The sequence below is a fragment of the Christiangramia pacifica genome (assembly GCF_057221535.1).
The window spans coordinates 699,150-721,365 of sequence record NZ_CM170146.1 but is presented as its reverse complement, the minus strand read 5'-3'; the positions used below and the strand labels follow the sequence as shown (position 1 = coordinate 721,365).

20 protein-coding genes are annotated in these 22,216 nt (G+C 40.3%); 11 read left to right on the top strand and 9 right to left on the bottom strand.

Features of this window, described 5'->3' with window-relative positions; translation table 11 throughout:
* Positions 1–5: 5 nt before the first annotated feature.
* The 6 genes from serS to AC2S94_RS03365 all read left to right on the top strand — a co-directional run bounded on the left by serS (position 6) and on the right by AC2S94_RS03365 (position 6,717).
* A complete protein-coding gene (gene serS / locus AC2S94_RS03390; protein ID WP_484630104.1) occupies positions 6–1,277 on the top strand; it encodes a serine--tRNA ligase in 1,272 nt (423 codons plus the stop codon).
* A gap of 46 nt (positions 1,278–1,323) precedes the next feature.
* Positions 1,324–3,108, top strand: a complete 1,785-nt coding sequence (locus tag AC2S94_RS03385; RefSeq protein ID WP_484630103.1) for a tetratricopeptide repeat protein — start codon at positions 1,324–1,326, stop codon at positions 3,106–3,108.
* 24 nt (positions 3,109–3,132) lie between these two features.
* Positions 3,133–3,441 (top strand): DUF4286 family protein, encoded by a 309-nt coding sequence (locus tag AC2S94_RS03380; protein ID WP_484630102.1) that lies wholly within the window; start codon positions 3,133–3,135, stop codon positions 3,439–3,441.
* Positions 3,442–3,462: 21 nt separating this feature from the next.
* Positions 3,463–4,284, top strand: a complete 822-nt coding sequence (rsmA, locus tag AC2S94_RS03375; RefSeq protein ID WP_484630101.1) for a 16S rRNA (adenine(1518)-N(6)/adenine(1519)-N(6))-dimethyltransferase RsmA — start codon at positions 3,463–3,465, stop codon at positions 4,282–4,284.
* Positions 4,265–5,614, top strand: coding sequence for a magnesium transporter (gene mgtE / locus AC2S94_RS03370; RefSeq protein ID WP_484630100.1), 1,350 nt, complete (start codon positions 4,265–4,267; stop codon positions 5,612–5,614). The genes rsmA and mgtE overlap by 20 nt, the downstream gene beginning before the upstream one ends.
* Positions 5,615–5,736: 122 nt before the next feature.
* Positions 5,737–6,717: a 2-hydroxyacid dehydrogenase gene (locus AC2S94_RS03365; protein ID WP_484630099.1), complete on the top strand. Its 981-nt coding sequence runs from the start codon at positions 5,737–5,739 to the stop codon at positions 6,715–6,717.
* Between the two features lie 70 nt (positions 6,718–6,787).
* Here the strand turns inward: AC2S94_RS03365 and AC2S94_RS03360 are convergent, their stop codons facing one another.
* The 5 genes from AC2S94_RS03360 to AC2S94_RS03340 all read right to left on the bottom strand — a co-directional run bounded on the left by AC2S94_RS03360 (position 6,788) and on the right by AC2S94_RS03340 (position 11,653).
* On the bottom strand, positions 6,788–7,438 hold the full coding sequence (locus tag AC2S94_RS03360) for an SDR family oxidoreductase (protein ID WP_484630098.1): 651 nt from the start codon (positions 7,436–7,438) through the stop codon (positions 6,788–6,790).
* Between the two features lie 95 nt (positions 7,439–7,533).
* On the bottom strand, positions 7,534–9,339 hold the full coding sequence (locus tag AC2S94_RS03355; RefSeq protein ID WP_484630097.1) for a GNAT family N-acyltransferase: 1,806 nt from the start codon (positions 9,337–9,339) through the stop codon (positions 7,534–7,536).
* Positions 9,340–9,381: 42 nt separating this feature from the next.
* On the bottom strand, positions 9,382–10,632 hold the full coding sequence (locus AC2S94_RS03350) for an aspartate kinase (RefSeq protein WP_484630894.1): 1,251 nt from the start codon (positions 10,630–10,632) through the stop codon (positions 9,382–9,384).
* A 2-nt stretch (positions 10,633–10,634) separates the two neighbouring features.
* Entirely contained in the window at positions 10,635–11,108 is a 474-nt protein-coding gene (locus tag AC2S94_RS03345; RefSeq protein WP_484630096.1) for a GNAT family N-acetyltransferase, read from the bottom strand.
* Between the two features lie 56 nt (positions 11,109–11,164).
* Positions 11,165–11,653: a GNAT family N-acetyltransferase gene (locus AC2S94_RS03340; RefSeq protein WP_484630095.1), complete on the bottom strand. Its 489-nt coding sequence runs from the start codon at positions 11,651–11,653 to the stop codon at positions 11,165–11,167.
* 103 nt (positions 11,654–11,756) lie between these two features.
* On the opposite strand from AC2S94_RS03340, the gene fbp reads away from it, so the two are divergent.
* On the top strand, positions 11,757–12,803 hold the full coding sequence (fbp, locus tag AC2S94_RS03335; RefSeq protein ID WP_484630094.1) for a class 1 fructose-bisphosphatase: 1,047 nt from the start codon (positions 11,757–11,759) through the stop codon (positions 12,801–12,803).
* On the opposite strand, the gene AC2S94_RS03330 is transcribed toward fbp, so the two are convergent.
* Positions 12,776–13,207 carry a TerB family tellurite resistance protein gene (locus tag AC2S94_RS03330; RefSeq protein ID WP_484630093.1) on the bottom strand — a complete coding sequence of 144 codons (432 nt, stop codon included), beginning with the start codon at positions 13,205–13,207 and terminating at the stop codon, positions 12,776–12,778. The genes fbp and AC2S94_RS03330 overlap by 28 nt on opposite strands.
* 154 nt (positions 13,208–13,361) lie before the next feature.
* Between AC2S94_RS03330 and AC2S94_RS03325 the strand changes: the two genes are divergently transcribed.
* Genes AC2S94_RS03325 through AC2S94_RS03315 form a run of 3 tightly spaced genes read left to right on the top strand, consistent with a single transcriptional unit; the run spans position 13,362 to position 18,442 of the window.
* A complete protein-coding gene (locus AC2S94_RS03325) occupies positions 13,362–14,384 on the top strand; it encodes a ligase-associated DNA damage response exonuclease (RefSeq protein ID WP_484630092.1) in 1,023 nt (340 codons plus the stop codon).
* Positions 14,381–15,973 (top strand): ATP-dependent DNA ligase, encoded by a 1,593-nt coding sequence (locus tag AC2S94_RS03320; protein WP_484630091.1) that lies wholly within the window; start codon positions 14,381–14,383, stop codon positions 15,971–15,973. The genes AC2S94_RS03325 and AC2S94_RS03320 overlap by 4 nt, the downstream gene beginning before the upstream one ends.
* On the top strand, positions 15,974–18,442 hold the full coding sequence (locus tag AC2S94_RS03315) for a ligase-associated DNA damage response DEXH box helicase (RefSeq protein ID WP_484630090.1): 2,469 nt from the start codon (positions 15,974–15,976) through the stop codon (positions 18,440–18,442).
* On the opposite strand, the gene AC2S94_RS03310 is transcribed toward AC2S94_RS03315, so the two are convergent.
* Positions 18,443–18,946 carry a DUF1440 domain-containing protein gene (locus AC2S94_RS03310; protein WP_484630089.1) on the bottom strand — a complete coding sequence of 168 codons (504 nt, stop codon included), beginning with the start codon at positions 18,944–18,946 and terminating at the stop codon, positions 18,443–18,445.
* A gap of 103 nt (positions 18,947–19,049) precedes the next feature.
* Between AC2S94_RS03310 and AC2S94_RS03305 the strand changes: the two genes are divergently transcribed.
* Complete coding sequence (locus tag AC2S94_RS03305) at positions 19,050–19,829, top strand: amidohydrolase (RefSeq protein ID WP_484630088.1); 780 nt, start codon at positions 19,050–19,052, stop codon at positions 19,827–19,829.
* Here AC2S94_RS03305 and AC2S94_RS03300 read toward each other — a convergent pair.
* Positions 19,816–21,423, bottom strand: coding sequence for an Ig-like domain-containing domain (locus AC2S94_RS03300; protein ID WP_484630087.1), 1,608 nt, complete (start codon positions 21,421–21,423; stop codon positions 19,816–19,818). The two genes, AC2S94_RS03305 and AC2S94_RS03300, sit on opposite strands and share 14 nt — an antisense overlap.
* A 58-nt stretch (positions 21,424–21,481) precedes the next feature.
* Entirely contained in the window at positions 21,482–22,162 is a 681-nt protein-coding gene (locus tag AC2S94_RS03295; protein WP_484630086.1) for a ComF family protein, read from the bottom strand.
* Between the last annotated feature and the right edge of the window lie 54 nt (positions 22,163–22,216).

The window sequence follows — 22,216 nt, the reverse complement described above, 5'->3', positions numbered from 1 at the left end:
GCCTTATGTTACAGGTTTCAAATATTGCAGAACATAAAGAAGAATATATTAAAGCCCTTAAAAAAAGGAACTTTAATGCTGAAGATATCTTTGAACAGGTTTTAACCCTGGATGAGACCAGAAGGTCTACCCAGGCAAAACTGGATGACACGCTTGCGAGCTCAAATAAAATGTCCAAGGAAATTGGAATGATGTTTAAGAACGGTGAGCATCAGAAGGCCAATATGCTCAAGGAAAAGACCGGTAAGCTGAAGGAAGAATCCAAAGAACTTTCAGAAAAGCTTAATTCCACGATCGCAGAACTTCAGAACCTGCTTTTTACCATTCCAAATATCCCGCACGAATCTGTTCCGGCTGGAATGAGTGAAGATGATAATGAAGAGGTTTTCAAGGAAGGTGATATTCCAGTGCTGGCTGAAGGTTCGCTTCCGCATTGGGAACTGGCCAAGAAATATGATATTATAGATTTTGACCTCGGAAATAAGATCACCGGGGCAGGATTTCCTGTTTATAAAGGAAAGGGAGCGAGGCTGCAAAGAGCTTTGATCACTTATTTCCTGGATAAGGCTTCTGAAGCTGGTTATACCGAGTTCCAGGTGCCTTTACTGGTAAATGAAGCTTCCGGTTTTGGAACTGGTCAGTTGCCAGATAAAGAAGGGCAAATGTACCACGTGACCGGCGATGACCTTTACCTGATCCCAACGGCTGAGGTTCCAGTGACGAATATGTTCCGTGACAACCTCATGGAGGAAAAGGATTTTCCGGTGCTTTGTACAGGATATACACCATGTTTTCGAAGAGAAGCCGGTTCTTACGGTGCTCATGTACGCGGACTCAACAGGCTGCACCAGTTTGATAAAGTGGAGATCGTAAGATTGGAAACTCCAGAGAATTCTTACGCTGCCTTAGATACCATGGTAGAACATATTAAAGGTTTGCTGAAAGAACTAAAATTACCATACCGTATTTTGAGACTGTGCGGAGGTGATCTTGGATTTACCGCTGCGCTAACCTATGATTTCGAGGTATTTTCTACAGCACAGGATCGCTGGCTGGAGATCAGTTCAGTTTCCAATTTTGAGAACTTCCAGGCCAACAGGCTTAAATTAAGATACAGAACGAAAGAGAATACCAAGGAACTTGCTCATACGCTTAACGGTAGTGCGCTGGCATTACCAAGAGTGCTCGCAGGAATCCTGGAGAACTATCAAACCGAAAATGGTATCAAAGTACCTGAAGTACTTGTGCCTTACTGTGGTTTCGACCTCATAGATTAATCTCACTATCACCATATTAAAACAGCGCAAATGTTTATATTTACATATGCGCTGTTTTGTTTTTATAGCTTTATGGTGGTTAGCCGGTTGTGGACTTTATGCTCAAAGTGAACAGCTGGCAAAGAACTTTTTTGACCAGGGCGAATATGAAAAAGCCCTGAAGATCTACCAGCAACTTTACAAAGAAAATCCTGCGAACCCTGTTTATTTCAATGGTCTGGTTTCTTCTAACCAGCAAATGGAAAATTTTGAAGTAGCCGAAAGACTGCTCATGGAGCGTCTTGGACGCTCAGCCAATAATCCGGCTATTCTCATAGAATTAGGTCACAATTTTGAACTTCAGAATGACGAAGGGAAAGCTACCCGTTTTTATGATGAAGCGCTGCAGTCTGTTGAAGCAAGACCAAATTATGCCTATTCCATAGCGAGGAGTTTTGAACAATACAATTTACTGGATTATGCTGCCAAAGCCTATGAAAGAGCGATGGAAATGAGTTCAGACAGGAATTACAACCTGCAGCTGGCGCGTATTTATGGTGAACAGGGAAAGATCGAGGAAATGTTCAGCAATTACCTGGATCTTATTGAAGATGATATGAAGTTCTATGGCATTGCCAATAGGGAGTTCAACCGTTATATCACCGATGATTCTCAGTCTGAAGCCAATATTATCTTTAGAAAACTTCTGCTGAAAAGACTTCAGGAAGAGCCACAACTATTATATAATGAAATGCTGAGCTGGCTATTCATTCAGCAAAAGGATTTTGATAAAGCTTTCGCGCAGGAAAGAGCGATTTTTAAAAGAGGAGAAAATTCCTTGCAGGGTATTTTAAATCTTGCCGTTCTGGCCCGGGAAGCTGAAAAATATGATACTGCCAAAGAGATCATTTCCTACGCCATTGAAGAGTCACCATCTCGAACATTCAACCTTCAGGCAAGGCATTTTTTACTGAAGATAGAATTGGAAACTGCCGGTAAAGATGGCCTGGCCAAAGTTCAGGAAGATTTTAAAACTCTTCTGGAAGAATATGGATACAATCTTGAAACGCTGGACGTTCAGATAGATTACGCGAACTTTATGGCCTTTCGCCAGGATAGAAAGGAAGCAGCGATAGAACTTTTAAAAAAATCTGGCGAGATCACTCCAGATAATTTTAACCTGGCCAAAGTGAAAATGGCCATGGCTGATATTCTTGTGGTTCAGGAGAAATTCAATGAAGCGCTTATCTATTATTCGCAGATCCAGAATCTGGTAAAGAATGATGTAATTTCACAGGATGCCCGCTTTAAAGTGGCAAAAACAAGCTACTATAAGGGCGATTTTAAATGGGCGAAAACCCAGCTTGATATCTTAAAATCTTCTACTTCACAGTTGATTGCCAATGACGCGATGGAACTTAGTTTGCTTATCAGTGATAATTCCCTGGAAGATTCTACCCAAACCGCTTTAAAGAAATATGCGAAGGCAGACCTTCTCGCCTTTCAAAAGCGAAATCCTGAAGCCATCAAAGCCCTGGATTCGATTCTCGTAAATCATAAAGGAGAGAAGATCGAAGACGAGGCACTATTGAGTCAGGCGAAATTATATGAAAAAGAGCAGGATTTTGAAAAAGCCGAAAAAAATTATCTAGAGATCATCAATTCTTTTAATGACGATATCCTTTCTGATAACGCGCATTATTTTCTTGCCGAACTCTATGCGAATCAGCTTGAGAATCCAGAAAAGGCAAAGTCGCTTTACGAGCAAATTATCTTTAACTTTGCCGACAGTATTTACTTTGTTGAAGCGCGTAAAAAATATCGATTGCTTCGCGGGGATGCCATAGAGTAATTCCAAAATTCTAAAATTTCAGTAATGATCATATATAACGTAACCCTGAACGTACAGGAAGATATTCATGACGATTGGTTAAAATGGATGAAAGAAGAGCATATCCCGGATATGCTGGACACGAAAAAGTTCACCAAGGCGCTTATGACCAAAGTGATGGTGCAGGAGCCGATGGGAGGAATCACCTATTCTGTTCAGTATACCGCAGAGAGCAAGGAAATGCTGGAGCGATATTATGAAGAAAATGCGGAAGAACTTCGTTCAAAATCGAAGGCCTTTGAAGGTAAATTCGTAGCTTTTAGAACCGAACTGGAAGTGATCACCGAGCAGTAATCCCTGTTCTAAAATTCGAATATGAAAAATAAGAACCGCGCTCCTCAGGGAAATTCATCTGATGTACGAGCAAAAAAACATCTGGGACAACATTTCCTTACCGATGAGAATATCGCGGCAAAGATCGCTGACACCCTAAGTTTTCAAGGCTATGATAAAGTGCTGGAAATAGGACCGGGAATGGGCGTGCTTACCAAGTATCTGCTGGAAAAGGATACCGAAGTTCACGTCATCGAGATCGATACTGAGAGCGTGGAATACCTGGAAAGTCATTACCTGCACCTGCGCGGAAGGATCCATGAGAAAGATTTTTTAAAACATGATCTCGGCCAGATATTCAGAGAGGAGCAATTCGCTGTAATAGGGAATTTCCCTTATAATATTTCCACTCAGATCGTGTTTAAGGTTCTTCAAATGAGAGACCAGATCCCTGAATTTTCCGGGATGTTTCAGAAAGAAGTGGCCAAACGTATTTGTGAAAAAGAAGGTAATAAGACTTACGGGATCCTGAGTGTACTTACCCAGGCGTTTTATGAAGCGGAATATTTGTTTACAGTGCCACCTTCAGTTTTCAATCCGCCGCCAAAAGTAGACAGCGGTGTGTTGAGGTTGAAGAGAAAAGAAAATTTCAGCCTTGACTGTGATGAAAAATTGTTTTTTAGGATCGTTAAAACTTCATTTAACCAGCGTAGAAAGACCCTTCGTAATAGTTTAAAAAGTCTTAATCTTCCTGATAATTTAAGGGAAGATGCTATCTTTGGGCTTCGGCCGGAACAACTCGGTTTCCAGCAGTTTATAGAACTGACAAAAAAAATTGAGCCGCATGCAGTTTCAAATAAGTGATGAATTAATAGATAAGATCCAGTACCTCATTGAAGAAAAGAACGATGAGGAATTGTTGCTGCACCTCGAGGATGTGCACCACGCGGATATTGCTGAAATTCTAACTGAATTGAATCTTGAAGAAGCGACCTACCTGATAAAGCTTCTTGATAGTGAAAAAACTGCTGAGGCTCTTATGGAGCTGGAAGAAGGCGTTAGAGAACGTATTCTTGAAAATCTTTCTCCGAAGGAGATCGCCTCTGAGCTTAGCGAGATGGATACCGATGACGCGGCAGATATCATCTCTGAACTTTCCCTTGAATTACAGCAGGATGTAATTTCTGAAATGACCGATGAGCAGCACGCTGATGATATCGTGGAGCTATTGCGTTATGATGAAGATTCTGCCGGTGGTTTAATGGCGAAGGAGCTTGTAAAAGTCAATGAAAATTGGAGTGTGACCGGTTGTATGGCAGAGATGCGTAAACAGGCTGAAAATGTTACCCGTGTTCATTCAATTTACGTGGTAGATGATAAAAATAAGCTGAAAGGTCGCCTTTCCTTAAAAGATCTGCTTACCGCCTCCAGCAACGCCAATATCAGCGATATTTATATTCCGCAGGTAGACTTTGTAAATGTGCATACCGAAGGAGAGGAAGTCGCCAGGATCATGCAGAAATATGACCTTGAAGCCATTCCTGTAGTTGATGAAATGAATCGCCTTGTAGGTAGAATTACCATCGACGATATTGTAGATTTTATTAAGGAAGAAGCTGAAAAGGATTACCAGATGGCGGCCGGTATCTCTGAAGATGTAGAGGCAGATGCAAGTATATGGAGACTTACTCGCGCACGCTTACCCTGGTTGATCCTCGGACTTTTTGGAGGATTAGGTTCCGTATATGTAATGAAAAGTTTTGATGAAGCACTTTCAGACTACGTGGAACTGTTTTTCTTTACTCCGCTTATTGCCGCAATGGCCGGGAATGTTGGAGTTCAATCCAGCGCGATCATCGTGCAGGGTCTGGCAAATGATAATTTGAAAGGCAGCTTGTTCAACAGGCTTATCAAAGAAGTTGGCCTTACTTTGATCAATGGAGTTGCCCTGGGAACCCTGGTCATTATATTCGGATATATTGTGGGGCAGCCACAGATCGTAAGTTTTACCATTGCTCTGGCTTTACTCACCGTGATCATCATAGCCGCACTTATAGGGACTTTCGTTCCTATTATTTTGGATAAGCAGGGAATTGATCCGGCGATCGCCACCGGGCCTTTTATCACGACCAGTAATGATATTTTCGGGATCTTTATCTTCTTTTTTCTCGCCAAGACCATCCTCGGTTTCTAGAATGCCTTCCCTATTTTTTCGGGGGCTGAAAATCATTCTTTAAATTTGCAAGTTCCGTTTTAGCTAAAAAGCTGAAACTATGAAGAATGCTATTTTAATATTAATTAGAAAAAGAAAAGAATATGATTATTCTGCATGCCGACACGAATCATCCCACGTTGATGAAAAAGCTGGAAGAAGCCGGGCATCACAATATTGAAGGTTACGAACAAACCAGAGAAGAAACTCTGCAAAATCAACATTTATATGACGGTATCGTGATAAGAAGCCGTTATAAGATAGATAAGGAATTTATTGATGCAGCGCCAAACCTTAAGTTTATTGCACGCGTTGGTGCGGGACTGGAAAGCATTGATGTAGATTATGCTGAGGAAAGAGGAATAAAGCTTTTTTCAGCTCCTGAAGGAAATAGAAATGCTGTAGGGGAACATTCACTGGGAATGCTATTATCGTTATTTAACAGGCTTAATAAAGCTGATAAAGAGGTTCGTGAAGGGCTGTGGCAAAGAGAAGAGAACCGCGGAGTGGAACTTGATGGTAAAACCGTAGGTCTCATAGGATACGGGAATATGGGAAAAGCCTTTGCAAAAAAACTGAAAGGTTTTGAGGTAGATGTGATTTTTTACGATATCAAGGAAGGAATTTCAGATGGAAATGCGCGCCAGGTAGATTATGATGAATTTTTTGAAAAAGCCGATGTGGTAAGCCTCCATATTCCGCTTACTGAAAAGACCGAGCATATGTTCAATAAAGAATTCATCTCGAAATTTAAAAAGCCATTCTGGTTCATCAATACCGCCAGGGGAAAGAGCGTGGTGACGGCAGATCTTGTTGAAGCCTTAAAACAAGGAAAAGTATTGGGAGCAGGACTTGATGTTTTAGAGTATGAAAAAGCTTCTTTTGAAAGTCTTTTCGGAAACAAGAAAAACGTTTCTATTAGTGCCGCAGATCCAATTCCTGAGGCGTTAAGAGAATTGATGTTCATGCCGCACACTTTGCTTAGTCCGCACGTTGCCGGTTGGACTAAAGAATCTCACGAAGGCCTCGCTACGGTGATTGCAGACAAGATCATTGATGCCTTTGGAAAAGGTGAGGAGAAATAGTTTTTTGAAGATTTGGAAATAGAAAAAGCCACGAGAGATCGTGGCTTTTTCTATTAAATATTTGTTTTGATTATAAAGTACTTAATTCAATAAGTGCAGTTTTGATGGATTCTTCACCTTCGATGGCTTCAAAGGTTACATTTTTTACCAATGGATCTGCCAGCGACATTACCAGAATAAAAGCAACATCATCTCGAGAGATCTCACCTCTTTCATTCAAGGAACCTTTTGCTACTTTAACCTTGGCCAGTCCAAGATCATCGGTAAGGGCTCCTGGACGAACGATGGTATAGTTCAATCCGCTTTCACGAAGATATTCGTCGGCCTCTTTTTTGGCTTCCAGGTAATGCCTTAAATCTTCATTTTTTGAAGGATCATCAGCGCCCATAGAACTTAGCATCACGAATTTCTTAACATTCGCATTTTTCGCAGCGTCTATTAATTTTTTCGCACCTTCAAGATCTACAGCAATGGTCTTGTCTTTTCCCGTGCTACCACCAGAACCTGCGGCAAAGATCACTTTATCGATCCCTTTCATGGTGTGGCTAACATCACCTTCAAGATCTCCCATCACGGCTTCCACTTCCATATCTTCAAATTGTTGTCTCTGTTCCTCTTTCCTGATAAGTGCAAGAGGATTGAAACTTTCCGAATTATTGAGGATCTCGATCACTCTTTTTCCTGTGTGTCCGGTTGCCCCGGCAATCAATATATTTTCCATAATTTTCTGATCTTTTTTAGTTTTAACAAGATAAGGAGGAATGCAAAGATTCCCCAGCCAGAAGTCAGGAATAACAGTATCTTAACAATGAAAATTTACTTCCCGTTGGCAGAGGCTCTTTCTTCCAGTTCCTTCTGAAATTCTTCCATCACCGGTTTCACTGTACTCTCAGGAAGATCAGCAATTCTTATGTACATGAGACCGTCTACCGCATCGTTGAAAAGCGGATCTACATTAAAGGCAACCACCTTCGCGTTCTGTTTGATATATTTTTTGATGAGTACGGGTAGCCTGAGGTTTTCGGTTTCCAGCTCATCGATGATCTTGTCGAATTTGTTGAGGTCGGCTTCACTTTCATCAAAAACGAGATCTTTATCGGCATCCTCAAGTTTTACTTTGAATTCCTTTTTTGGCCTAACATACTGCGCTACATATGGATCGTAGTAATTGGATTTCATGAACTCGATCATTAGCGATTTTGAGAAGTTGCTGAATTTATCACTTATGGTCACTCCCCCGATCAGGAATTTATGTTCTGGAAACCTCAAGGTACAATGCACGATTCCTTTCCATAGAAGAAATAACGGCATGGGTTTTAATTGATATTCCTTGATAATAAAGGCCCTCCCCATTTCTATGGACTGGCTCATCATTTTATACAATTCCGGTTCAAATCTGAAAAGGTCCTGCAGGTAAAAACCATCGATACCATGATTAGCAAATATCTCATTTCCCATCCCCATGCGATAGGCGCCGGCGATCTTTTCCGCATCATTATCCCATAAAAACAAATGGTGATAATGCTCATCAAATTTATCCAGGTCAATGCTTTTGTTGGTTCCCTCTCCAACTTCTCTAAAGGTGATCTCTCTCAACCTCCCAATTTCATTCAGGATATTGGGGATGACCTCGCGCTTGGCGAGAAAAACCTCGTAATTTTTACTTTGCAGAAGGCGCTTATCCATTTTACGGCAATTCTCGATCTCCATTTTCATGAGTTCAGAATTGGTTTCTTCAGCAATATCTTTAGGAGAGCGTGGTATTTTTAAAGTTTTTGGAAGTTTGGACAGCAGTTTTTTCTTTTCAAAAACATTGGCCAGCATATAGGTTTTTCGGCGTAAAAAGGCCGTGTATGCCTCCAGGTTGGTATGCTCCTGCTGATCTTCAACCGAAATTGGATGTCCAATCCTTACCTTGATCTTTCTGCGTCTTTGTGTAAGCATTTCGCTGGGTAATTTTGCGGTTCTCAATACATCGCTCATGGAAGCCAGACGGTAAAAGAACAAACTATTCTTTGCATGAAAATAGATAGGAACCACCGGAACTTTAGATTTCTGAATTAGTTTCATCGCAGATGGCTCCCAGGGTTTATCTACAATATGATGATTATCTCTGTCTGTAGATACTTCTCCGGCAGGAAAAATTCCCAGTGCATGGCCATCTTTCAAATGTGCGATAGCATTCTTCATCCCGCTAAGGCTTGATTTTGCATCTTTATGATCTTCGAACGGGTTTACCGGTAGAATGTATGGTTTTAAAGGATCTAAACGATGCAGTAGAAAATTGGCGATCACTTTATAATCGGGACGTTTTTCAAGCACAGTTTTCATGAGGATCATCCCGTCAATTCCTCCCAGGGGATGGTTGGAAATAGTAATAAACGGACCATCTTTCGGGATACGTTTCAGGTCTTTCTCAGGAATTTCAAAATCGATCTCAAATTCTTTCAGGATAGATTGAATAAAATCAGTTCCTTTCAGATCCTTTCGTTTGTCATATTCCCTGTTGATGCGAGACAGTTTGGTTGTTTTCAGAACCAGCCAGCCAATTCCCGTTCCCAGGAATCCAAGTTTGCGTAGGTTCATGACATTGGCAACTTCTTTGGCACTTACGATTCCCATAAATTGATTGGTTTGATTCAATCAAAAATAAGAAATCAAAATTTAGTTTTCAGCAACCAGCTGTACTGTATTCTGGGTAAGTTGCTTCAGGAGTACTTTTTTGTCTTTTTCCAGACTATTAATCGCGTCTTCATTGAAGTGCCTGATGGTATAAAGCGAAACTCCGGTTTTGTAATCAACCTTGAACCTGGCTTTTAAATGCTGAATGAGTTTTTCTAACTGATTGAATTTATTGTCCACACATACTCGGAAGCTGATCGCAGAATTCTGAATAAGATCAACTTTCATCTGATACTGGTGAAAAAGCCTGAAGATCTCAGAAATGTTCTCTTCCACCATGAATGAAAAATCCAGGGAAGACAGCGAGATCAAAACCTGATTTTTTTTTACGATAAAGCAGGGAATTTCCGGAAAAATAGTTTTGCCTTTGCTAACTGCGGTTCCTTCTTCTGAAGGATTTATAAAGGATCGCACAAACAATGGAATCTCTTTTCGTTGTAATGGCTGAAGTGTTTTTGGGTGAATTACCGAAGCTCCGTAAAAAGCCAATTCTATGGCTTCTTCATAGGAAATCTGTTTCAGTAATTCTGCATTTTCAAAAAATCGCGGATCAGCATTTAAGACTCCGGGAACATCCTTCCAGATCGTCACATTTTCAGCATTGAGGCAGTAAGCCATGATCGCCGCAGAATAATCTGAACCTTCGCGGCCCAGCGTAGTGGTAAAATTATTGGGGTCTGATCCAATAAAACCCTGGATGATATTCAGCTTTTTAGGATCAATATCCTTCTGGATCAATTCCTGGGTTTTTGTCCAGTTCACCTGTGCATCGCGGTAGGTGCTATCGGTTTTGATATAATTACGGGCATCCAGCCAGTTGGTAGAAATGTTTTCAGAGTTAAGATATTCGCTAACGATAGTGGTAGAAATCAACTCTCCAAAACTTACGATCTGGTCGTAAACAAAATCGTATTGATCTGACTTGTTATGTTGTAGAAAATTCTCAAGTTCGGTAAAGAGCGTTTCAACTTTAAAATAAACCTTTGCCTCCGTATTCGGGAAAAGCTCCTCAAGAATAGCCCGGTGATAGGTTTTTACCTCTTTAAGACTTTCCGGGATTTTAGTGGTTTCCAGGTAGTCTTTAACCACGATTTCCAGGGCATTTGTTGTTTTGCCCATGGCCGAAATCACGATAAGCTTGTTATCAGTTCCGGTTTCGTTAAGAACTTTAATAAGGTTTTTTACTCCGTTCGCATCTTTGACGGAAGCTCCACCAAACTTAAAAACTTTGATCACTACTTTTTCACATTTTTCTGGATTCCGCCTTCTTCCATATGTACGGTTTTCCAGCTTTCCTTAATCTGGGCTCCGGTATTTTCGTAAAATTCTATCGCATTTCTATTTCCTTCAGAGACCACCCATTCTATACGCTTTACGCCATGCTCGTGACCATATTTTACTACTTGCTGATAAAGTGCGCCACCAAGACCCGTTCCACGCATATTTTCTCTAACAATTAGGTCTTCTAAGTGCACGGTTCTTCCCTTCCAGGTGGAAAATCTGAAATAAACCAGGGCCATCCCCTCGATCTTTCCGGAAACGTCTGCTACGAAGCATTTGAAATTGCCATTATCAAAGCCTTCCTTTTCAAGATCTGCGACCGTCACTTCTACATCATCAAGATGATTCTCATGCGCTGCCAGCTCTTTGATAAGTTCCAGGACCTGATTCATATCTTCCCTTTTTGCTTCGCATATTGTATATTCCATAATTCAGATTTTTAACAAAAATAAGCATTGAATTTCATAAGCCTATTAAAGCCATCTTAAAGAACGCCTTTATTTTGAAGATATTTGTGCATAGAAGCCTCATCCATCTGCACGGTGTCCCAGTCTTCCATCACATCTGCCCCGCTTCTTCTATAGAAATCTGCTGCTCCCTTATTCCAGTTGAGCACCACCCATTCAGTACGTTTAACTTTCTGATCTGCCGCAAATTTAATGACTTCGGTATATAATGCTGAACCTAAACCTTTTCCTCGGAATTCTTCCCTTACGATAAGATCTTCCAGATGCACGGTTTTACCTTTCCAGGTAGAGTATCTAAAATAAACCAGTGCCATGCCTTCAATTTTTCCGTCAGCCTCGGCGACAAAACAGTAAAATGCCGGATTTTCGCCAAATCCATCTCTAATCAAGTCTTTTTCATCAATGATCACCGCATCTGGCTCTTTTTCGAAGATGGCCAGTTCATTAATAAGTTCAAGTACGGCTGCCATATCTTTCTCTTCAGCCCTGCGAATGTTAATTTCCATATAAATACTTTTCAACAAAAATAAACAATGTTACTATTGTCAGCGAAAACGTTGTAGTAAGTTTAAAATTTAATATTTTAGCCAGCGAAAAATAAAAGCATTCATGCCTAAGCCAAATCAAACCCTCGGAGAATTTATCATTGAAAACCAATCAGATTTCCCGGGGTCTTCGGGAGAACTTTCCAGATTGATAAACTCTCTAAGATTAGCAGCAAAAGTAGTAAATCACGAAGTAAACAAAGCCGGACTGGTAGATATTATCGGCGCTTACGGTGAAACCAATATCCAGGGAGAAGATCAGCAAAAGCTGGATGTTTACGCAAACAATAAATTCATTCAGACCTTAACGAACCGGGAGATCGTTTGCGGAATCGCTTCCGAAGAAAATGATGATTTTATCCAGATCGAAGGTCATAAAGGTGATCATCAGAATAAATATGTCGTTTTGATGGATCCGCTTGATGGAAGTTCGAATATTGACGTCAATGTATCTGTTGGAACTATTTTTTCTATTTATCAAAGAGTAACTCCTGTAGGAACACCGGTGCAAAGCGAAGATTTTCTTCAGCCCGGAAACAAGCAGGTTGCTGCGGGTTATATTATCTACGGAACTTCAACCATGCTGGTGTATACTACGGGCCACGGAGTTAATGGGTTTACACTGAACCCTGCGCTTGGTTCTTGGTATCTGTCGCATCCTGATATGAAATTGCCTGAAGAAGGCCAGATATATTCTATAAACGAGGGAAATTATGTTCATTTTCCACAGGGAGTGAAAGATTACATCAAATACTGTCAGCAGGAAGAAGATAACAGACCTTATACTTCAAGATATATTGGCTCCATGGTTTCAGACATTCATAGGAATATGATCAAAGGCGGAATTTTCATGTATCCAAAGAGTTCCAAGAACAGCAGTGGAAAGCTACGGTTATTGTACGAATGTAATCCAATGGCCTTCATCACGGAACAGGCCGGAGGTAAAGCCAGCGACGGATTCCAGAGGATCATGGATATTGAGCCTACAGAATTGCATCAGAGAGCGCCATTCTTCTGCGGAAGTAGAAAAATGGTAGAAAAAGCTGAGGAATTTATGGCAAAAGCCGAGACTAAAGATCAGTCTCAGTCATTCTCCTTTTCAAGTAAATAACGATAATCTTCGAAATTTAGCTGTCCGCTAAAGATCTGGATGGAACGTTTGATAATTCCTTCGGAAGCCTGGCTTGAGAATCCAAGACCAATCGCATATCTCTTGATAAGTTCAGTTTCTTCCTCATCGATAATATGATCGGCAAAGATGATTTTGAACAGGTCGTGCAGACGTTCCAGTCTTCTTTCGATACTGTTATATGCAGATAATGGAAATGCTTTAGGGTTTTCAATAACCTTATCATACTCTTCCTGACTAATGTCAAGTTTTCTGGCGAAGCGTTTTAGAAGTAATTCTTCATCTTCATTGATCTCACCATCAACTGCAGCAAGATTCACAATTGACGCGAAATGACTAAGGTTACGTAGGTGCTCTCCCGAGCCGAATAAATCTGAAAAGGACATTATTGTATTGATTTTATACTACAAATATAGGCAAAGAAGTAAGTATTTTTAGCCATGTGAGGTCTAAAATAAACCTAGTCAATCGCTAATCTTTTCTTAATCCTTGGGGCTTGAAGTATCTATTAATTAAATTCAATGTTCTTCAAAGAAAAGGATGAAAACACCATTACTGGCATTTAATGATAAAGGGATCTACTGTGAAGCGGCAGATGTGTATCTGGATCCATGGAAACCGGTTGATAAGGCCATAATTTCCCATGGGCATGCAGATCATTCCCGTTGGGGTCATAAAAAATATATCACGCATCATAGCAACGTGCCGATTATCAAGCACAGGCTTGGAGATATAGAAGTTTCTGGAGTGGAGTGGAATGAGAGTTTCAGCATTAATGGGGTGAAATTTTCCATGCATCCCGCTGGTCATATTATAGGTTCTTCCCAGATAAGGGTAGAACATAAAGGAGAAGTTTGGGTATTCACAGGAGATTATAAAACTGAAGATGATGGAGTCGCGGTGCCATATGAATCTGTGAATTGTCACACCTTCATTACGGAATGTACCTTTGGTTTACCGGCTTTTAAGTGGACTCCCCAAAAGGAGGTTTTTAATGATATCAATAACTGGTGGCAGCAAAACCAGGACGATGGAAGAACCTCGGTGCTATTTGGTTATTCTTTGGGGAAGGCTCAGCGATTATTGAAACACCTTGATACTTCCATCGGAAAGATCTATACCCATGGCGCAATTGAGAATATGACCAATGTACTTAGAGAACAGATAGATTTTCCTGAAACTACCAGGATTACCCGGGAAACTAAAAAGGAAGAAATAAAAGGGAATATCGTGCTTGCTCCGGGAAGTGCTCACGGAACCACCTGGATCAAAAAAATGGTGCCTTATGTGACGGCATCTGCAAGTGGCTGGATGACTTTTAGAGGTGCGCGAAGAAGACGAGCCATCGATAAGGGATTTGTTTTAAGTGATCACTGTGACTGGCAGGGATTATTGAAATCCATAAAAGATACCGGATGTGAAAAAGTAATCTGTACTCATGGTTATACAGATATTTTCTCAAGATATTTGAGAGAACAGGGGTATGATGCGAGAACCGAAGAAACTCAGTATGAGGGTGAAACAGGGCAATTGGAAAGTGAAAAAGAAAAAGATTCAGAATGAAGGCATTTGCAGAGCTCATAAAAACCCTTGACAGTACCAATAAGACTACTTTGAAAGTGGAGGCTTTAACTGAATATTTCAGAAATGCGCCGCCAAAGGATAAAGTCTGGACCATTGCCATCTTAAGTCATAGAAGGCCTCCCAGACCGGTGAATACAACATTAATGCGGGAATGGGCTTCAGAATTAGCTAAAATTCCGCTTTGGCTTTTTGAAGAATCCTATCATATCGTAGGTGACCTCGCTGAAACTATTGCCCTTATTATTCCACCTTCAGATGATTCTACTGAAAAAAGTTTAAACCAATTCTTACAGGAGATCCTCGAATTGAAGGCAAAACCGGAAGAAGTAAAGAAAGAATATTTGTTCGAAAACTGGTTGAACCTGAATTATTACGAGCGCTTTGTCTTTACAAAATTAATTACCGGTAGTTTTAGAATTGGAGTAAGCCAGAAATTAATGACCAGAGCACTGTCTAAAGCGACAGATATTGACGAGGATATATTAGCTTATAAACTGATGGGTAACTGGGAACCTTCAAAAATAACCTTCAATAAGCTTATTCTTGAAGAAAATGAAGAAGATTTTCTATCCAAACCTTATCCGTTTTACCTGGCCTATGCTATTGAAGGTGAGCCTGAGGAGCTTGGCGATGTGAGTGAATGGAGCGCGGAACATAAATGGGATGGTATCCGTTCTCAGGTAATAATCAGGAACGATGAATTGTTCGTATGGAGTCGTGGAGAGGAACTGGTTACCGATAAATACCCTGAATTTGAAGCTTTTGTAGAAGCGATCCCTAATGGAACGGTGATAGATGGTGAAATTCTACCGTTTCCAAAAGGGGAAATAGGTACTTTTAAAGATTTGCAAACCAGGATCGGCAGAAAGAACGTCAGCAAGAAATTGCTGGAAAAAACACCGGTTATCCTTAAAGCTTACGATATTCTGGAATGGGAAGGTGAAGATATTCGGGATACGGCTTTTGGAGAGCGCAGGAAGATCTTGGAAAAACTATACCACGAAGTAAAAGCTCCTGAAATACCGTTGCACCTTTCAGAAACCATCAGTTTTAAGAATTGGGAGGATGCTGCTGCGGAAAGAGAGAATTCCCGGGAAGTCAAATCTGAAGGTTTGATGTTAAAACGACTGGATTCTCCTTATTTAGTTGGCAGGAAGAAAGGTGATTGGTGGAAGTGGAAGGTTGATCCACTAACCATTGATGCCGTTCTAACTTATGCCATGCGTGGTCACGGTAGAAGAAGTAATTTATTTACAGATTATACCTTCGGTTTATGGGATGAGGAAAAACAGGAATTGGTAACTTTTGCCAAAGCTTATTCGGGATTAACCGATAAGGAATTCAGAAGCCTGGACGCATGGATCAAAAAGAACACACTGGAGCGTTTTGGACCGGTAAGGAGTGTTACTCCGCATCATGTTTTTGAGATCGCTTTTGAAGGAATTGCGGAATCAAAAAGGCATAAAAGTGGTGTAGCCACTCGGTTCCCTAGAATTTTACGCTGGAGAAAAGATAAGAAGAAGGAAGAAGCAAATACGCTGGAAGACCTGAAAGCACTGATCCCATAAATGAAAAGGGCAGAACTTATAAAACTCGCAGAAGATTGGTTTTCAGCACAGAACTGGAAGCCTTTCAAGTTTCAGAAAGATGCCTGGACAGCATACCTTCAGAAAAAGAACGGACTTTTAAATGCTCCTACCGGAAGTGGTAAAACTTACGGACTCTGGGTGCCAATTGTTTTGGATTACATCAAGAAAAATCCTGATTTTAAAACCAAGCATAAAAAAGGACTGAAAGCCATATGGATCACTCCATTGAGAGCGCTTTCTGTAGAAATTGAACAGGCAGCCAGCAGGTTTGCTGAAGAAATGGGAACGCAATTTACCGTTGGAATTAGAACTGGTGATACTTCTCAAAAGGAAAGAGCTGCTCAGAAAAAGTCGATGCCAGATCTTTTAATTACTACTCCGGAAAGTCTGCATTTACTTCTTTCATCAAAGAATTATGATAAAACCTTTAAAGGTCTTCAGGCAATTGTAATTGACGAATGGCACGAACTTCTGGGAACGAAGAGAGGTGTTCAGGTAGAGCTTGCTTTGTCCAGGTTGAAAACCGTTTCTAAGGATCTGCGTATCTGGGGAATTTCAGCCACTATTGGAAACCTGGAACAGGCGAGAGAAGTTTTGCTGGGACCAAATTCTGAAGCGTTGAAAAATTCGGTGATGATCAAAGCGAATATTCAGAAGAAGATCGAAGTGCGTTCCATCATTCCGGATAAAATGGAAAAATTTCCCTGGCGAGGTCACCTGGGCCTGCATCTCCTTGATGAGGTCGTACCGATAATCAATAATTCAAAAACAACCCTTTTATTTACCAATACTAGGTCTCAATGTGAACTCTGGTTTCAGAAATTGATGGCAAAATATCCTGAATTTGCCGGTGAAGTGGCTATGCATCATGGGAGCATCAATAAAGAAACAAGACTTTGGGTGGAACAGGCTATTAGAAATGAAAGTCTGAAGGCCGTTGTTTGTACATCCAGTCTGGATCTAGGGGTAGATTTTGCCCCGGTGGAAACGATTGTGCAGATTGGTGGACCCAAAGGAGTTGCGAGATTTTTGCAAAGAGCAGGAAGAAGTGGTCACCAGCCTGGAAAAGTGAGTGTTATTTATTTTCTCCCTACTCATGCCATTGAACTTATAGAGGCTTCGGCTTTGCAAAAAGCGGTTGAAAAACAGGCGGTAGAAGATAGAATACCTTATCTAATGAGTTTTGATGTATTGGTACAGTACCTCAATTCCCTAGCTGTTTCTAACGGATTTTACCCAAAAGAGATCTTTCCAGAAATTGCCTCCACTTTCTGTTTCCAGGGGATTACAGAAGAGGAGTGGACATGGGTACTTAATTTCATCACGAAGGGAAGTCAGAGTTTGCAGGCTTACGACGAATATAAAAAGGTGGAAATAGAGGAAGATGGCAAATTTAAGATCAATAATCGCGGCGTGGCCATGCGTCACAGGTTACAGATTGGGACCATCGTTAGTGATGCGATGCTGAGTGTGAAATATATGAAAGGCGGATATATAGGCACGATTGAAGAATGGTTTATTTCAAAATTGAAACCCGGAGATGTTTTCACTTTTGCAGGGAGAAACCTGGAACTGGTCAGAATAAAAGGTATGCAGGTGCTTGTTCGGAAATCTTCGAAGAAAACCTCCAAAGTGCCCAGTTGGATGGGAGGAAGAATGACGTTTTCAGCACAAATGAGTGAACTGCTCAGGGAAGAAATGTATACCGCTTCCACGATGGGAAATGGAAAAAAATCTACCCGGGAATTAAGCGCGCTTTCCGGGATTTTCAAAAGACAGAAATTAGAATCTATCATTCCTAAAAGTGATGAGTTTTTGATCGAAACTTTCAAAACCCGCGAAGGATATCATGCAGTTTTCTATCCTTTTGAAGGTAGATTCGTCCATGAAGCCCTGGGAAGTCTATTGGCATACAGGATCAGTCTTTTATCGCCGATCAGTTTTTCAATTGCATTTAATGATTATGGTTTTGAATTATTGTCTGATCAGGAAATTGATATGCAGCAGGTGATCGATAATAACCTTTTTAGCGCAGATTACCTGATGGACGATCTTTATAAAAGTTTGAATGCTACCGAAATGGCTCGTAGGAAATTTCGTGATATTGCGGTAGTTGCGGGACTAGTTTTCACCGGTTACCCAAATAAGCTGGTTAAGAGCAAGCATTTACAATCTAATTCCCAGTTGCTTTTTAGCGTATTTCGTGATTATGAAGAAGATAATTTGCTTTATCAGCAGGCGTTCAGAGAAACCTTTGAGCATCAGCTGGAAGAAGGCAGATTAAGAATTTCACTGGAAAGGATTGAGCAGCAAAATATCGTGTGGCGAAAATGTGAAAAACCAACACCATTTTCTTTTCCGATCATTACCGATAGATTAAGGGAAAAATTGTCTTCAGAGAAACTTGAAGATAGAATTAAGAGAATGCTGAAACAGCTGGAGAAATAATTACTCTCTCAACTTTTTATCTAAATAATGTCTTACCAACTCAGTAGTTACTCCAAAAGCAACATGGGCAAAAAGCTCATTCATCTGCATTCTGATTGGAATATCTGTTGGCTTTGGCTCCAATCCTAAAATAGGAAGAGAAGTTTCATGTGTGGAAGCCCAGGTTGTGGCACCAAAAATAATCCCGTCCATGGGTCTTAGGCCATTTCTGTCTTTTTTTCCATAACCATACGCGGCACCAAGAGAACCACCCATCGGGATATTCACCAGTTGCTCTGCCAAAGCTTCATTCTGAGTACTTACAGGTGTCCCGGTAATTTTTGTGGAAAGATCATCAACGATCTTGATCTGTGCTGAGCGTTGTTCAATCTTTCTTACGGGAAGATATTGTTCAATAAGGCTTTTTACCGCTGAACCTGCCAGGCCACCAATAAAACCTGAAATCAGGCTTCTACCGGTATTAGACATACTTGAATCTTTCTGAAGAAATGTTGTTACGCTCATAATCTGTTTCATTTTTACCGAATAAAACTATTTAATCGTCCTTATTTGAACAATCATTTAACATGCATTTGGCATTGCTCCTTCAAATTTGATATTTTTGAATATGAGCGAAAAACTAAATATTGCCTTCATTCAGGCGAACCTGAAGTGGGAAGATGCCGAAGCGAATAGGAAATTGTTTTCAAAAGAGATTTCTAAGATCTCTGATGAAGTTGAATTGATCATTCTGCCGGAAATGTTTACGACAGGTTTCAGTATGAATGCTGAAAAACTAGCAGAACCAACAGAGGCGGAAACTTTGGAATGGATGAAAGATATTGCCAGGGAAAAATCTGCCGCGGTAACCGGAAGTGTGATCATTACAGAAAATTCTAATTATTATAATCGGTTATTTTTCGTCTTTCCTGAGGGAACATACCAACTTTATGATAAGAGGCACACGTTTACGCTCGCTAAAGAGGATGAGACCTATACAGCGGGAACAGATAGATTGATCGTAGATTATAAAGGCTGGAAGATCTGTCCGCTCATTTGTTACGACCTTAGATTCCCGGTCTGGGCAAGAAATACCGTAGACTATGATCTGCTTATTTATGTGGCGAACTGGCCAGAAAAAAGGGTGAATGCCTGGGACGCATTGCTTAAAGCAAGAGCTATTGAAAACATGAGTTATTGTATCGGTTTAAATAGAACTGGAGAAGATGGCGACGGATATATCTACAATGGTCATTCTACTGCATACGGGCCTTTGGGTGAAGAATTAACCGAACCTAATAGAGCAGATGAATTTATTGCTGAATTCAGTATTGAAAAAGCAGGTTTATATGAAGTTAGAAATAAGTTGAAATTTCTTCAGGACAGGGATAGTTTTACTCTAAACTAAAAGTTTCCACCTGGTCCCAGTTGCTTCTTACATTAATAGTATCCTGGTAATATAGAATTCTCTCAGGCTGTCGCTTTTTAAGATAACTTCCGGTATCCCATTTCATATTTGCATTGGCATCATAGATCACCCTGATCAGGAAATTCCCCGGATTAAGATACTCAAAGGTAAAATTACCCGAGTTTTCTGAATACTGCTCGGCCATAACTTCGCCTTTTGTATTCGTAAGCTGCACGATGATTGGAAATGATCTGATATTCTGAATATTGAGAATGATTTTTCCGTACTCTGTCAATGCCTTCGTTGGAACACTTTTAATAATGGTATCATTGGTTTCCTGAAATAGATCTATGATCGCACCTGGAAAAGCAGAAACCTGGTAATTATTTTGCGGAAGCTTCTCAAATTTAAGGGCAATTTCGTTCATCATCGGGGAGAACTCTGTTGAAAAAGGAACTTCGGTAGAATCCTTATCAATTACTTTTATTAGTTCATCATTATGATCAACAATTGGTGTATTCGAGGTAAATTTAAAATCCTTGTTGATTCCACCAGGTTCGGTGTTCACGATCAAAGAATCACGATCCAAACTTCCTAATCTGGGTAAAATAAGGGTGTCTCTGGTTTTAGGAGTCAGTACTTCAAAAGCAAGGCTGTCAAATTCAGGTTTTGTATTGTACCAGTAATATAAGCTGTCTTTCTCTGGATCTTTGATGATGCGGTATTCATATCCTTCCGGCTTGCTGGTTAACAGGTCGATCTTTATACTATCCAGGTTCAGGCTTCCTTCATAACCAAAGAGAATTTTATTTCCTTTTAATAAAGAAGGCCTTTTAGGATTGAATTCCAACTCTTCCTTAAAGACGGTGATATCATAAGTACTATCTGTTGGGATGGTCACGTTCTCAGCAACAAAACCTATTTTTTCAGTTTTAGGATTATATAAATAATTGTCATTTTTATCCAGTATACCAACCATTTTATAAGTTCCGGCTTTAAGATTTTCAAGTGAAAAAGTAAAAGTGCTGTCCTGGGAATAAGTGACGTATCTAGGTGTTTCCTTATATACGATCGAATCACTATAAGTGGTATCTATCTCGTATAGCATGATCGAAATTGGCTCGGATGGTGCTTTTAATTTCGCATCCTTAACTGTACCTCCAACCATTAGTGAATCAATATAATCCCCTGTGGAAAATACGTATTTGAAATAATTATATGGATTAGATTCATTGTTGTCTACGATACTTTTCCCAAAGTTGATCGTATAGGTAGTATTTTCTTCCAGGGTATCAAAGATCTCGATCTTGATATCTTTTCTGGCAGTTCCCAAAGGCATGATGCTCGGCTTGGGGTTCATGGGTGGAGAAATGATGATCTGCTGCTGAGGTTTATCCAGTTTTATATACTCATCAAAAAAGATCCTGATCTCGTCCTCATCAAACTGGGTAGAATAGTTTTCAGGGTTTGCTCTAATGAATTTTGGGGGTTCTTCATCTATAGGTCCGCCTTCAGGCATTCCTTTCTTGGCACATTGCACCATTGTAAAAAGTAATATCAAAACGATTATAAATCCCGGTACCCTTTTCTTCATAGATGAAAACTGAAATCTTTTAGCAAAGAAACAATTATTTTGAATTACAACGCAAAGCTTAATCTGTAATTGCCATGGTAGCAATACTAATTTTAATACCGGGAACTTCAAATAGCTTGTGTGCACAGGCCTCAAGGGTTGCTCCCGTAGTGACCAGGTCATCAACAATAAGAATATGCTTATCTCTTATTTTTTCTGAATTTTCCACGGTTAAGGTTTCTTCCAGTTTTCCCCATCGCGATAAACGATCTTTAAGGGTCTGGGTTTGCGTGGAACTAATTTTTAGTAAAATATCATCCAGATATTCAGCGTCAAGGTATGATGCGACCTCCCTGCCAAAATCTTCCACCTGGTTGTATCCGCGCTGTTTTAACCTGGAAGGATGAAGTGGAACAGGTATGACCACATCAATCATTTCTTTCCAATCTGTGGTTGAAAGTTCTGAGCCTAGCCATTTTCCAAGATAGTTTCCAATTTCGCGGTAACCTCTGTATTTCAGATCATGGATAAGATGCTGGACGCCTGCTTTCTTTCTGAAATGTAGTAATGCCGTTGCTTTTTCTATCTTTACCCTGCCGTAAAATACTTTTTTAACAGGGTTCTCGTTATCAAGGTGATAACTGGTAACTGGTAAATCATGCAGGCAGGAGGTACAAATGAGCTTTTCATTTTGAAGCAGTTCGGCCTCACAAATGTGACACACCGTTGGATAAAGTAGATTAACGAAATCGTGAAACATTTGTTAATGGATTGTACCATACTTGGTTAAACATATAAATTTACGAACTAAATT